Source organism: Chromobacterium haemolyticum DSM 19808 (assembly GCF_000711885.1).
Lineage (GTDB): Bacteria > Pseudomonadota > Gammaproteobacteria > Burkholderiales > Chromobacteriaceae > Chromobacterium > Chromobacterium haemolyticum.
Genome location: NZ_KL543995.1, coordinates 256,975 through 269,072 on the forward strand (window position 1 = coordinate 256,975; position 12,098 = coordinate 269,072).

At 61.9% G+C, this 12,098-nt stretch carries 14 protein-coding genes; 3 read left to right on the forward strand and 11 right to left on the reverse strand.

The window, feature by feature from the left end:
• Positions 1-51 precede the first annotated feature (51 nt).
• Positions 52-1,140, reverse strand: coding sequence for a polyamine ABC transporter substrate-binding protein (locus tag BR71_RS20790; RefSeq protein WP_043641713.1), 1,089 nt, complete (start codon positions 1,138-1,140; stop codon positions 52-54).
• Positions 1,141-1,622: 482 nt separating this feature from the next.
• Between BR71_RS20790 and BR71_RS20795 the strand changes: the two genes are divergently transcribed.
• A complete protein-coding gene (locus BR71_RS20795) occupies positions 1,623-3,173 on the forward strand; it encodes an APC family permease (RefSeq protein ID WP_052370946.1) in 1,551 nt (516 codons plus the stop codon).
• Positions 3,174-3,231: 58 nt separating this feature from the next.
• Here the strand turns inward: BR71_RS20795 and BR71_RS20800 are convergent, their stop codons facing one another.
• The 9 genes from BR71_RS20800 to BR71_RS25040 all read right to left on the reverse strand — a co-directional run bounded on the left by BR71_RS20800 (position 3,232) and on the right by BR71_RS25040 (position 9,623).
• Positions 3,232-4,863 carry a methyl-accepting chemotaxis protein gene (locus tag BR71_RS20800; RefSeq protein WP_052370947.1) on the reverse strand — a complete coding sequence of 544 codons (1,632 nt, stop codon included), beginning with the start codon at positions 4,861-4,863 and terminating at the stop codon, positions 3,232-3,234.
• A gap of 254 nt (positions 4,864-5,117) precedes the next feature.
• Entirely contained in the window at positions 5,118-5,900 is a 783-nt protein-coding gene (locus tag BR71_RS20805; protein WP_043641714.1) for a peptidylprolyl isomerase, read from the reverse strand.
• Between the two features lie 26 nt (positions 5,901-5,926).
• Positions 5,927-6,715, reverse strand: coding sequence for a peptidylprolyl isomerase (locus BR71_RS20810; RefSeq protein ID WP_043641716.1), 789 nt, complete (start codon positions 6,713-6,715; stop codon positions 5,927-5,929).
• 25 nt (positions 6,716-6,740) lie between these two features.
• Positions 6,741-7,007, reverse strand: coding sequence for a BolA family protein (locus BR71_RS20815; protein ID WP_043641717.1), 267 nt, complete (start codon positions 7,005-7,007; stop codon positions 6,741-6,743).
• Entirely contained in the window at positions 7,004-7,306 is a 303-nt protein-coding gene (locus BR71_RS20820; RefSeq protein ID WP_043641719.1) for a YciI family protein, read from the reverse strand. The genes BR71_RS20815 and BR71_RS20820 overlap by 4 nt, the downstream gene beginning before the upstream one ends.
• The gene (locus BR71_RS20825; RefSeq protein WP_043593525.1) at positions 7,306-7,839 is read right to left on the reverse strand and encodes a septation protein A; all 534 of its coding nucleotides are present in this window, start codon (positions 7,837-7,839) and stop codon (positions 7,306-7,308) included. Before BR71_RS20825 ends, BR71_RS20820 begins: the two co-directional genes overlap by 1 nt.
• Positions 7,840-7,958: 119 nt before the next feature.
• Positions 7,959-8,903 (reverse strand): SPFH domain-containing protein, encoded by a 945-nt coding sequence (locus BR71_RS20830; RefSeq protein WP_043641720.1) that lies wholly within the window; start codon positions 8,901-8,903, stop codon positions 7,959-7,961.
• Positions 8,904-8,908: 5 nt separating this feature from the next.
• Entirely contained in the window at positions 8,909-9,343 is a 435-nt protein-coding gene (locus BR71_RS20835) for an NfeD family protein (protein WP_043641722.1), read from the reverse strand.
• Between the two features lie 151 nt (positions 9,344-9,494).
• On the reverse strand, positions 9,495-9,623 hold the full coding sequence (locus BR71_RS25040) for a hypothetical protein (protein ID WP_019100378.1): 129 nt from the start codon (positions 9,621-9,623) through the stop codon (positions 9,495-9,497).
• Between the two features lie 117 nt (positions 9,624-9,740).
• Between BR71_RS25040 and BR71_RS20840 the strand changes: the two genes are divergently transcribed.
• Both BR71_RS20840 and BR71_RS20845 read left to right on the forward strand, forming a co-directional pair.
• Positions 9,741-10,328 (forward strand): IMPACT family protein, encoded by a 588-nt coding sequence (locus BR71_RS20840; protein WP_043641726.1) that lies wholly within the window; start codon positions 9,741-9,743, stop codon positions 10,326-10,328.
• Positions 10,329-10,386: 58 nt separating this feature from the next.
• Positions 10,387-11,316 (forward strand): DHH family phosphoesterase, encoded by a 930-nt coding sequence (locus BR71_RS20845; protein WP_019100376.1) that lies wholly within the window; start codon positions 10,387-10,389, stop codon positions 11,314-11,316.
• Between the two features lie 80 nt (positions 11,317-11,396).
• Here the strand turns inward: BR71_RS20845 and BR71_RS20850 are convergent, their stop codons facing one another.
• Positions 11,397-12,059 carry an HAD family hydrolase gene (locus tag BR71_RS20850; protein ID WP_043641728.1) on the reverse strand — a complete coding sequence of 221 codons (663 nt, stop codon included), beginning with the start codon at positions 12,057-12,059 and terminating at the stop codon, positions 11,397-11,399.
• Positions 12,060-12,098: the final 39 nt, after the last annotated feature.

Below are 12,098 nucleotides of genomic sequence, written 5' to 3' on the forward strand. Positions count from 1 at the left end.
GAACAACAGCCGCTCAAAGCGGCTGTTGTTCATTGGCGGCGCGGCGTGGATTCAGCTGCGGCCCAGCTTGAAGTTTTGCCACAAGCGGCCGTAGATGCGCAGGGTTTCCTGACCCACGCTCTTTTGGATGAAACTGTTTTTCAAGTCTTCGGCGTTGGGGAAGATGGAGCGGTCGTTCAAGTACTGCTTGTTGACGAACTGCCGCGCCGGCAGGCTGCCGGGGGCGAAGGTCACGGTATTGGCGTTGTCCGCGGCGATCTTGGGATCCAGGCTGTAGTTGATGAAGGACAGCGCATTGGCCACGTTCTTGGCGTCTTTGGGGATGGCCATGCTGTCCACCCAGATGGCCACGCCCTGTTTGGGCATCAGCGGCACCACTTTGACGCCGTTCTTGGCGTCCACGGCGCGGCGCTTGGCGATGTTGAGGTCGCCGCCGTAGCCCATGGCCAGACAGACTTCCCCGCTGGCCATATCGTTGATGTAGCCCGAAGAGGAAATGCGGGTCACGCTGGCGCGAATGGCGTTGAGCTGGGGCATGATGGCGCGGTAATCGGCTTCCTTGGTGCTGCCCGGGTCCTTGCCGAAGTAGTGCAGCGCCATCGGGAAGAATTCGGATGGGGAATCCAGGATGCTGACACCGCAGGATTTGAGCTTGGATACATATTCCGGTTTGAACAGCAGGTCCCACTCGTTGGCCGGCAGCTTCCCGCCCAACGCTTTTTTAACCTTTTCCTCATTGATGCCCAGAGTGATCACGCCCCAGAAATACGGCACCGCGTATTTATTGCCGGGGTCCGACACTTCCATCATTTTCAGCAGCGCGGGGTCTATGTTCTTGTAATTGGGGATCTTGGTCTTGTCCAGCGGCTGGAACAGCCCGGCCTTGATGCCCAGGCCCAGCACATTGTTGGACGGCACCACCAGATCGAAGCCGGAGCGGCCGGTCATCAGCTTGGCGTTGAGGGTTTCCATGCTGTCGTAGACGTTGTAATTGACTTTGACGCCGGTTTGCTTGCTAAAGCCTGGCACGGTGGTGGGGGCGATGTAGTCGGACCAGTTGTAGACGTTGACGGTATTGGCTTGGGCATGGGCGCCCGCAGCGAGGCCGAGCGCTAGCAGGCAGTGCTTCCAGGTATTCATATTCTCTTCCTTCTCTCTCTTTGCGTGGTTCTTTTAGAGCCTGTTCAAAGTCTCGCGAGCAATGGCGAGACAAGGCGAAAACGAGCGAAAAAGCGGAGTGCACAAGGGGTGCATGAGCATTTTGAGCTTGTACCCACCGTGCAACGCTTCACGAAGCGCCGCGGATTTTGAACGGGTTCTTATGCGGTGGCCGGTGAGCCCGGCTCTAGCGCAAGGCACCGGCGCGGGCCGGATCTTGCCGAGCCAGCATATCGCCCCATGCGAGTTGCGTCTATTATTTTTGCCATGTGATGTTTTTGTGTTAATTATCTGCATACTCCATGCAACCACGCCTGACGCGCGCGGTCCTGTCATAAGCGGGGCCAGCCGGCGGACACGGCGGGACGCGCGCATTCGCGCCGGTGCTTGTGTGCCGGCGCGGACAAAGATAACAAGGCGAGGGCCGACGTTGCGGCGGGGTCCCGGAGCAAAGGAGATGCACCATGCGTAATGTTGACAACGCGCTGCCGGCCCCGGACGGGGGAGGCTTGAGCGCCAAGGGCTTGCCCGCCGGTTCCATTGGCATTCTCGGACTGGTGGTGATTGGGATTTCCGTATGCGCGCCGGCGTACACGCTGACCGCCTCCCTGGGCCCCGCGGCCACTCAGGTGGGCAAGCAGATGCCGGCGGTGTTTTTCGTCAGTTTCATTCCCATGCTGTTGGTGGCCATAGGCTACCGCGAGCTGAACCGCGAGATGCCGGACGCTGGAACCTCCTTCACTTGGGCAACGCGGGCTTTTGGGCCATGGATAGGTTGGGTCGCGGGCTGGGGGCTGGTGGTGTCCACGGTGCTGGTTCTGTCCAACACCGCCGCGGTGGCGGTGGACTTCATGTATCTGGCGCTGGGACAGGCCTTGGAGCGGCCGGACATCGCAGCGCTGCCTGACGACGCGGTGGTGAACATCGCCTCCTGCCTCAGCTTCATGGCCGTGGCCACCTGGATTTCCTGTCGCGGTCTGCAATCCACCAAGCGGGTGCAATATGTGTTGGTGTCGTTCCAGGCTTTGGTGTTGGCCTGGTTTGCCTGGGCGGCGTTCAGCGCCGCCGCCGACGGTGGCCATCCGTATTCCATACCGGTGGAGTGGAGCTGGTTCAACCCCTTCGCGGTGGAGAGTTTTTCCCAATTCGCCGCCGGGGTGGCGGTGTCCATCTTCGCCTATTGGGGCTGGGACACGGTGGTGACCATCAGCGAGGAAACCACGGGCGACAAACGCGCCAATCTATCCGGCAAGGCCGCCACGCTGGTGATGGTGCTGCTGGTGGGCTCTTATGTGCTGATCAGCGCGGCGGTGGTGTCCTTCGCCGGGGTGGGCACCGACGCCACCGGCCTCGCCAACCCGGCTATCGCGGCCAATGTGTTCACCGCGCTGGCCGGGCCCGTGATGGGGCCGGCGGCCATCTTGCTGTCGCTGGCGGTGATGTCCAGCTCCGCCGCGTCCTTGCAGTCCACCTTTATGTCGCCGGCGCGCACCATGCTGGCGATGGGCCATTACCAGGCCTTGCCGGCCAAGTACGCGGTGGTGGAGTCCCGCTTCAAGGCGCCGGCTTACGCCACCGTGGTGTCAGCGCTGGTGGCCTCTGTGTTTTATGCGGTGATGCGGGTGGTGAGCGAGAACGTGCTGTCCGACACCATTACCGCGCTGGGCATGATGGTGTGCTTCTATTACGGCCTGACGGCCTTTGCCTGCGTCTGGTATTTCCGCAAGCAGGCACTGACTTCGGCACGTCATTTCCTGTTACGCGGCCTGTGTCCGGGCTTGGGCGGCATCCTGCTGTTCGTCGCGCTGGTTCGCACCACGCTGGACAGCATGGACCCGGCCTTCGGCAGCGGTTCTCATATCGGCGGCCTGGGCCTGGTGTTCATTCTGGGCGTGACAGTGGCGCTGACGGGCTTGCTGGTCATGCTGTACATGTATCGTAAATATCCAGCTTTTTTCCGCGGCGAGGTATTGAAGAAGGGCACGCCGGTGTTCGGCTTCGACGAAAAAATCTGAGCGCGCGCAAATGAAAAGCCGCCCGGGAGGGCGGCTTCGACTGGGCCGGCGCGGCGGTTCAGATGCGGAAGAAACGCACCGCTTGATGCAGGCGCTGGGCAATGTCCGACATGGAGTGGGAGCTGTCCGCCACATTGCTGACGATGGCGGTATTTTCCTCTGCCATCTGCGCCACTTTTTCCATGTTCTGCGCGATTTCGGTGCTGGCCAGCTTTTGCTCCTGCACGGCGCTGACGATGGTGCCGGTGCTGTCGGTGGACTTGGCCACCGCTTGTTCGCCCTCCTGCAAGGCGTTCTCCACGGTGGAGACAAAGGCCTGGCTGCTGCTGAGCGAAGCAAGGCTGCTGGTGATGGCGTCTTCCAGTTCCACCGACTGGGTGCCCAGCACATGAGTGACCTGGTCGATTTCCTTGGCGGATTCAGCCGAGCGTTCGGCCAGTACGCGCACTTCGTCGGCCACCACCGCGAAGCCGCGGCCCAGTTCGCCAGCGCGCGCGGCTTCGATGGCGGCGTTGAGCGCAAGCAAGTTGGTTTGGTCGGCGATGTCGCGCACCTGGCTGGTCATGCTGGTGATCTTGCGGGTGTTGGCGACGAAGTTCTTCACCGCTTCGGCAATGCCGTTGACGGCTTTTTCGACATTGTTGACCTCCTTGACCAGCAAGCTGAGTTGGGCGGTGCCGTTCTTGGCGGTGACCAGGCTGGTTTGCGCGTGCTCACGCACTTCCTGGGCCGCTTCTGCCACATGGCTGATGCTGACGGTCAGTTCTTCCACCGCAGCGGCGGAACTGGCGGCGGCCTGGCTTTGCTGGTGGGAAGCGGTCAACACTTGCTCGGCGGATTCGGACAATTGGCTGGCCACGCTATTGGCTTCTTCCGCGCCTTGCTGGACGTTGCCGATGGCTTGCACCAACTGCTCGCGCATATCGGCCAGCGCGGCGATCACCTGGGCGGGTTCGTCCTTGCCGTCCGGCTTCAACTCGATGCGCAGATTGCCGGCGGCCACTTCGCGCGCGGCCTCTACGGCGCTGTTCAGCGGGCGGGTGATGGAGCGGGTCAGCAGCCAGCCTATCAGCGCGGCCGCGACCAGGCAGATGGCGGTGATGGTCAGCGAGGTGGCGCGCACGGCGGTGGCGCTGGCCTCCGCGTCCTTGCGGCTGTCTTGAGCCCGGTCCGCCAGCGCCTTGCTCAGCGCTTCCACCTTTTGTTCCAATTGGTGGATCAGCGGACGGTGCTGGTTGACCATGAAGGCTTCGGCCTCCTTGTTCTGGTTGGCCATGGCCAACGCCATCAGCTTTTTAGTGGGCGCGTCCAGCGCTTCCTGTGCCTGGCCCACGTCTTTGAGCAGGGCGGCGGTAGCGGGCATGGGCGGAAACTTGGTGAAGTGGTCTTCCAGCGCTTTTTCGGCGTTGTTGAAGGCCTTGATGGTTTGGTCGGTCTGCGCCTTGATCTCGGCCATCTTGGCTGGATCGGTTTCAATGATCAGATCGCGCGCGCCGATGCGCTGCTGCTGCAGGTGGTGGTCCAGCTGAGCGACTATCAGCAGGGATTCCAGCCGGTTGTCAGTAATGTCCTCCATGCCGTCGCTGATGGAGGAGAGTCCGTTGAGCATGACCACACTCATGATCAGCACCAGGGCGATCAGCGCGCCGAAGGCGAGGGCGAGTCTTTGTCCAATGCGCAGGTTTTTCATCAGTTTGTCCCGTAGTGTCTTTATTGTGGTACTTCCAATTTAATATATTTATGAAGTGATCAAAAAGTGAATAATTACTTATAGGACAGCGGATAAAATTTTTGGAGACGTTTTTGCTACCTTGCGGAAAACCATGGGCATGAAGCAGGCGAAGGCAAGGCGGGTGGGAGCGCGGCCTGGCGGCGCGGATTATGCGAAAGATATGAAAAAAGCGGACCGGGGTCCGCTTGATCTGCTTTGCCGCGGCGCGCGGCTTACTTCTGGATTTGCGCCTTGGCTTTGAGCTCGGCGATCAGCTTTTCCACGCGGCCGCCCATGATGCGCTGGGTCAGTTGCGGGCGGATGTCGTCCAGCGCCGGCACATTGCGTTGCACGCGGGCGTCGTCCAGCTTGATCACGTGCCAGCCGAACTCGGTTTTCACCGGTTTGGCGGTCACTTCGCCCTTGGACAGCTTGGTCATGGCTTCGGAGAACGGCGCTACAAAGGTGCCGGCTTCCTGCCAGTCCAGATCGCCGCCCTTGTCCTTGCTGCCCGGATCCTGGGATTTCTCCTTGGCCAGTTTGTCGAAGGCCTTGCCTTTCTTCAGCGCGTCGATCACCGCCTTGGCTTCGGCTTCGGTTTTCACCAGGATGTGGCGAGCATGGTATTGCTTGGTTTCCGGCACGCTGGCCACCAGCTTGTCGTATTCGGCTTTCAGGTCGGCGTCGCTGAACGGGTTGGACTTTTCATAGTCCTTGATCAGGCGGTTGGCCAGCGCCATTGCCTGCATATTGGCCAGTTCGGCGGCGAATTCCGGCGATTTGTCCAGACCCTTCTTCACGGCTTCCTGGCGCAGCACTTCGGCAGTGACCAGTTGATCCTTGACCATGTCGCGCGCTTGCGGGTTGGCCGGCTGGCCCTGGGCTTCCATCATCTTGACCACGGCGTCGATGCGGGCGTCGGAAATGGCCTGGCCGTTGACGACCGGGCCGGCAACCACGATGGCGCTGCCGGCGAAGGCGGCGACGAGGGCGCTGGTCAGCAGGAGTTTACGCATATTCTTAGGTGTCCTGAAGGTTTGGTTTATTGGATCTTGGCCTTGGCGCGCAGGTCTTCCACTGCCTTGGCGATGGCTTCTTCTTGCAGTTGGCGGCCGATTTGCGGCTTGGCCTCATCCAGCGACGGAAGCTTGGCGTCACGAATGTCTTCCACCTTGAACACGTGCCAGCCCAGCGGGGACTGGTACGGTTTGCTGCTGGTCTGGCCTTTGCGGATGTCTTTCAGCGCGGCGGCCAGCGGCGGGTCCATGCGGTTGAGGTTGCCCCAGCCCATTTCGCCGTTGCTCTGCTTGGCGTTGGGGTCGATAGAGCGGGTTTTCACCAGTTCGTCGAACTTGGCGCCTTTTTTCAGATCGGCGATCACTTTTTGCGCGTCGGCCTCGCTCTTCAGCGTGATCTGGCGCGCGTGGATCTCCTTGCTGCCGGTCTGTTGGGCGGCGAGCTTGTCGTAGACGCTCTTGATCTGGGCGTCGCTCACCGGCGTTTGTTTGGCGATGTCGGCGAACAGCGCTTCTCGCAGCATTTCATTGCGGATGTCATCCAGGCGCTGGGTGAACAGCGGCTGCTTGTCCAACTGGCGCTTGCGCGCTTCCTGCAGGATGACTTCGCGGGTGATCAGCGAGGTTTTCAACTGCTCGCGCAATTCCGGATTGTCCTGAGCCTTGCCGCCGCTGCTTTGCACGATGTTGGCGACTGCGGCGTCCAGTTCTTTCTTGTCGATGGCTACGCCGTTGACCACGGCGATGGATTCCGCGGCGGCGGGCAGGGCGATGGTGGCGGCCAGCACGACGGCGGCGATGCGGGAAAGCTTCATGGGGTACCCCTTGGATGGAATCAATTCAGATTTCTTCAGGCGTGAACGCTCTGATGGCCAGAGCGTGCACCTTGGTTTGCATCAAGTCGCCCAGCGTTTCGTAGATCAGCCGGTGGCGATGCACGCGGCTCAGCCCCTGAAAGCGGGCGCTGACAATGGTAAGCGTGTAATGCCCGCCGCCGTCGCGCGCGCCGGCGTGGCCGGCGTGCAGCGCGCTGTCGTCCTGGATGTCCAGGTGTTCCGGTGTTAAGGCTTGCAAGGCGGCGCGGAGGAGTTCAACCGTGGCGCTCATTGAGGCAACACCTTGAGGAAGGGCTTGACGCTGACGCAGGCGTAGACGCCGGCCGCCGCATAGGGATCCGCGTCGGCCCAGGCCTGGGCGGCATCCAGTGATTCGAACTCCGCGACGATCAGGCTGCCGCTGAAACCGGCGGGGCCGGGGCTGGCGCTGTCGATGGCGGGACAGGGGCCGGCCAGCACCAGGCGGCCGGCGTCCTGCAGCGCCTGCAAGCGCGCCAGATGGGCCGGACGGGCTTCCAGCCGGCGCGGCAGCGAGTCTTCGTTATCTTGGCCGATGATGGCGTAAAGCATTATTTCTTTTCCTCAATGTATTTGGAGAGGAACAGGCTTTGGGCGATGACGAAGGCCAGCATCAGGCCCAGGCCGCCAAACAGCTTGAAATTGACCCATACGTCTTCGCTGAAGCGATAGGCGACGAACAGATTGAGCGCGCCCATGAAGGCGAAGAAGCCCACCCAGGCCCAAGTCAGCTTGCGCCATACCGGCGCCGGGAGCTGCAACTGTTGGCCCATCATCAGCTTGAGGCCGTTTTTGCCCAGGAAGTCGCTGATCAACAAGCCGGCGCCCATTACCCAGTACAGCACGGTGGGCTTCCACATGATGAAGTGCTTGTCGTGCAGCAGCAGGGTGGCTCCGCCCAGCACCACGATCAGGCCCAGGCTGACCCACTGCATGGTGTCGACCTTGCGGTGACGCAGCCAGGTCCAGCCCACCAGCAAGGTGGTGGCGACGATGGCGACGCCGGTGGCGATGAACATGTCGCGGCTCAGCCAGTAAGTGGCGAAGAACAGGACGACGGGAAATAGGTCAGTGAAGAATTTCATGCGCACGATTATGGGGGCGGCCCGGCGGATATTCAAGCCGGGCAAGGGTTGAAGAGTTCAATGCGAAACGGTGGCTCGCCCGGCGTCCGCGCGTTGGGCGAGCCTGTTGCAAGGCAGCGTCAGCGCTGGGTTTGCTTGACCACGCTCATTGCGCTGGCCACCAGCGAGCTTACGTCGGCCACGTTGGCAGGCAGGATGATGGTGTTGTTTTCCTTGGCCAGTTTGCCGAAGGCCGCGACATATTGCTCCGCCACTTTCAGGTTGACCGCTTCCAGACCGCCCTCGGTGTGGATGGAGCTGGCCACGCGCTTGATCGCGTCGGCGGTGGCGTCCGCCACTAGGCGCAGCGCCTCGGCCTCGCCCTGCGCTTTATTGATGGCGGCCTGTTTGTCCCCCTCGGAATTGTTGATGGTGGCTTGCATCTCGCCCTGGGATTTCTGGATCGCCGCTTCGCGCGAGCCGTTGGCCAGGTTGATCTGTTCCATCTTCAAGCCTTCGGACTGGGCGATGCGCGCGCGCTTTTCCCGCTCCGCGGTGATCTGCGCCTGCATCGCGTGCAGGATGTCCTGTGGGGGCACTAGGTCCTTGATCTCGTAGCGCAGCACTTTCACGCCCCAGTTGACGGCGGCTTCGTCCAGCGCGGCCACCACGGTCTGGTTGATCTCGTCGCGTTCCTCAAAGGTCTTGTCCAGCTCCATCTTGCCGATCACCGAGCGCAGCGTGGTTTGCGACAGCTGGGTGATGGCGATGATGAAGTTGCTGGTGCCGTAAGAGGCGCGCTGGGCGTCGGTTACCTGAAAGTAGAGGATGCCGTCCACTTTCAGTTGCGTGTTGTCGCGGGTGATGCAGACCTGGCTGGGCACGTCCAGCGGCACTTCCTTCAGGCTGTGCTTGTAGGCGATGCGGTCGATGAAGGGAATGATGATGTTGAGGCCGGGAGCCAGCGTGCCGTGGTAGCGGCCGAGGCGCTCGACGATGTAAGCGTTCTGCTGCGGCACCACGGCCAGTGATTTGAACACGAAGACGATGACGGCGGCGAGCAGGATCAGGGGCAGGAGTTCCATGGGTCTTATTGTTCCGGTTGGGTTGAACTGATTTTGAGCAGGTTGCCGTCGCGGCCGACGATGTAGGCGGTGGCGCCGGTTTCCAGCGGCGCGCCATCGACCGGGGCGGCGTCCCAGGCCGCGCCGCGGTATTGCACGCGGGCGTGGCCGGAGGCGGGGGCGTGGAGAATTTGCACCGGCTGACCCAGGTCCGGGTCGTCGGCCCGCGGCTGGGCGGGGAGGGGCGGATGTCGGCGTTTGTAGCCGTAGACCAGCGCCACGCCGGCCACGCCGGCGATGCTGGCGATCACGTATTGGCTGGCTTCGGGCGCGCCCAGCCAGGCGGACACGCCGCCGCACAACATGGCGACGGCGACGACCAGCAGGTAAAAGGTGCCGGAGTAGAACTCGGCGATCAGCGCGATCAGCGCGCTGGCAATCCAGATGGCGGTTAGCGGCAAGATGATGCCCTTGTCAAATTAATGCGCTCATTTTCATGCCATCGCCGCGGAATGACAAGCGAGCGGGAGCGTGTCCCTCAAAAACGAACGCGCTCTCAAGAGTCGGTTCAATGCCGCTTTGCCGAAGCGCGGCGGACATCAAACCGGTTCTTTAGACATGATCTTTGTCCGGCAGATAATGGGACAGGCGAGCCTCTTCCTCGTCATCCAGCCAGAATTTGTCCAGCATGACCCAGACTACGGCAAGCAGCGAAGCGAGCACGACGAGCAGGATGATCATGGCTTTGGCTCCTTTAAGGTGAACAAGGCGCATTCCCGTTTTCATTATAGTGCTTGCCCCGGTGCTTTGCCGGCGATAGGGGTACAATCCACCCCTTCAGACACCCAGAGGGACGGAATGTTCCATTTGCAAGCGTTGGCGCAGGCCGAGGTTGAAATCAAGAAGAGCCGTTTCATCGGCATTGTGCAAGCGGTGAGCAGCCGGGAGGAGGCGCAGGCGCGGCTGGCGGAGATCCGCGCCCAATGGCCGGATGCGCGTCATTACTGCGCGGTGTTGCTGTGTGGCGCGGATTCCATGCTGGACGACGACGGCGAACCTTCCGGCACTGCTGCGCGGCCAATGTACAACGTGCTTAGGCACAAGGGCGTCTGCGATGTGCTGGCGGTGGTGGTGCGGTATTTCGGAGGAATAAAATTGGGTGCGGGCGGCTTGGTCAGAGCCTACACTCAAGCTGTTAACGCCGCGATGGACGCGGCCAGCCTGGTGGCGGTGGTGCCGCGCGGAGATTACGAGGCGACGGTGGATTTCGCCGGCGAGGCGCGTCTGCGCCATTTATGCCAAGAGCTGGGGGTGCCGGTGTCGGCCCCCAGTTACGGCGAGCGGGTGAGCTTGAGGCTGAGCTTGCCTCTCGCCGAGGCGGAGGCCCTGCTGGCGGCGTTGACGGACGGGATGGCCGGCGCGTTGGAGGTGTCGCCGGTCGACTGAGGCGCCGTACGGCGCGGGCGGGGCCGCGCCGGCCCTTCAAGCTGGAGAGAGGGAACTCATGTCGCAACAGCAATATCGCCTGGTGACGCGCAGCGATTTCGACGGACTGGTGTGCGCGGTGCTGCTCAACGAGCTGAATCTGATCAACGAGATAAAGTTCGCCCACCCCAAGGACATGCAGGACGGCAAGGTGGAGATCACCGAGAACGACATCACCACCAACCTGCCGTACGTGGCGGCGGCGCATCTGGTCATCGACCATCATCTTTCCGAAACCCTGCGCAACTCCAGCGCGGACAATTATGTGATAGACCCCAAGGCGCCCTCGGCGGCGCGGGTGGTGTACAACCACTTTGGCGGCAAGCAGGCGTTTCCCAATATCAGCGACGAGATGATGGAGGCGGTGGACAAGGCCGATTCCGCGCAGTACACGCTGCAGGAAGTGCTGCACCCGTCCGGCTGGGTGCTGCTCAATTACCTGATGGACGCGCGCACGGGGCTGGGGCGCTTCAAGGAGTTCCGCATCAGCAATTATCAGTTGATGCTGGACTTGATTCGTTATTGCCGAGATCACAGCATCGATCAGATCCTGGCCCTGCCGGATGTGCAGGAGCGCGTCGAGTTATACGCCAAACACGAGGCGTTGGCCAAGGAGCAGATCCGGCGCTGTTCCCGCGTCTATGGCAACCTGGTGGTGTTGAATCTGCTGCATGAAGATGTGATTCACCCGACCAATCGTTTCATGATTTACGCGCTGTTCCCGGACTGCAATATCTCCATCCATCAGCTGTGGGGCGTCAATCGCCAGAACACGGTGTTCGCGGTGGGCAAGTCCATCATTAACCGCACTTCGCGCACCAATGTCGGCGCGCTGATGCTGCAGTACGGCGGCGGGGGGCACGAGGCGGCCGGCACTTGCCAGGTGGGCAACGACCAGGCCGAGGACGTGCGCGATGAGTTGATCGCGCGCATCCGCGGCCACGGCTGAGAAAACGGATGCTGGCGTCCAGCAACGACTTTGCGAGCAAGCGCGAGCCAGCGCAACAGATCTTGAACAGGCGCTAAACGTCAGGCCAGCTGGCGCAGTACGTCCAGGGCCTGATGCAGGTCTTGGCACACCGCCTGCGCGTGATGGGTCTGGTCCGCTGGCGGGGCCACCAGGTCCGGCACCAGAATCACGCGCATGCCGGCGGCAACGCCGGCGTGCAGGCCGTAAATCGAGTCCTCAAGCACTACGCAGCGCTGAGGGTCGACGCCTAGCTTGCGCGCGGCGGCCAGGTAGACGTCCGGCGCCGGCTTGGTGTGGGCCACTTCGTCGCCGGCCACCACAGTGTCGAAATAACGCGAGAGCCCGGTGCGGCCCAGCTTGATGTCCGCCAGTTGACGCTGGGTGGATGTAGCCACCGCGCGGGGCAGGCTCTGCGCGAGCGCCCAGTCCAACAGCGCCTCGATGCCGCGCTTCAGCGGAATCTCTTCATGTTCCAGCATCTGCCAGTAATGCCTGCGGCCCACGTTCTGCAGCGCGACGGCGTCGTCTTGATTGCCCAGCTTTTCGCTGAGGAATTCGGTGCAGCGGCGCATGGACAGGCCCACCATGTCCAGTAGCAGCTGATCGCTGAGCGTCACGTCCAGCTCGTCGGCGGCTCGGCGCCAGGACTCCATGGAAATTCTCTCGGTATCTATCATCAAGCCATCCATGTCGAGCAGAATGGCGTCATAATTTTGCGGCATGCGGACTCCTTTTCCGGGCTTCGACCATACGCCTATAGC

Coding starts and splice junctions, on each gene's coding strand:
- BR71_RS20815 (WP_043641717.1), bottom strand. CDS start 7,007: ATGAGCGCCACGGTTGAACTCCTCCGCGCCGCCTTGCAAGCCTTAACA.
- BR71_RS20820 (WP_043641719.1), bottom strand. CDS start 7,306: ATGCTTTACGCCATCATCGGCCAAGATAACGAAGACTCGCTGCCGCGC.
- BR71_RS20825 (WP_043593525.1), bottom strand. CDS start 7,839: ATGAAATTCTTCACTGACCTATTTCCCGTCGTCCTGTTCTTCGCCACT.
- BR71_RS20805 (WP_043641714.1), bottom strand. CDS start 5,900: ATGCGTAAACTCCTGCTGACCAGCGCCCTCGTCGCCGCCTTCGCCGGC.
- BR71_RS20850 (WP_043641728.1), bottom strand. CDS start 12,059: ATGCCGCAAAATTATGACGCCATTCTGCTCGACATGGATGGCTTGATG.
- BR71_RS20795 (WP_052370946.1), top strand. CDS start 1,623: ATGCGTAATGTTGACAACGCGCTGCCGGCCCCGGACGGGGGAGGCTTG.
- BR71_RS25040 (WP_019100378.1), bottom strand. CDS start 9,623: ATGATCATCCTGCTCGTCGTGCTCGCTTCGCTGCTTGCCGTAGTCTGG.
- BR71_RS20840 (WP_043641726.1), top strand. CDS start 9,741: ATGTTCCATTTGCAAGCGTTGGCGCAGGCCGAGGTTGAAATCAAGAAG.
- BR71_RS20810 (WP_043641716.1), bottom strand. CDS start 6,715: ATGAAGCTTTCCCGCATCGCCGCCGTCGTGCTGGCCGCCACCATCGCC.
- BR71_RS20845 (WP_019100376.1), top strand. CDS start 10,387: ATGTCGCAACAGCAATATCGCCTGGTGACGCGCAGCGATTTCGACGGA.
- BR71_RS20800 (WP_052370947.1), bottom strand. CDS start 4,863: ATGAAAAACCTGCGCATTGGACAAAGACTCGCCCTCGCCTTCGGCGCG.
- BR71_RS20790 (WP_043641713.1), bottom strand. CDS start 1,140: ATGAATACCTGGAAGCACTGCCTGCTAGCGCTCGGCCTCGCTGCGGGC.
- BR71_RS20830 (WP_043641720.1), bottom strand. CDS start 8,903: ATGGAACTCCTGCCCCTGATCCTGCTCGCCGCCGTCATCGTCTTCGTG.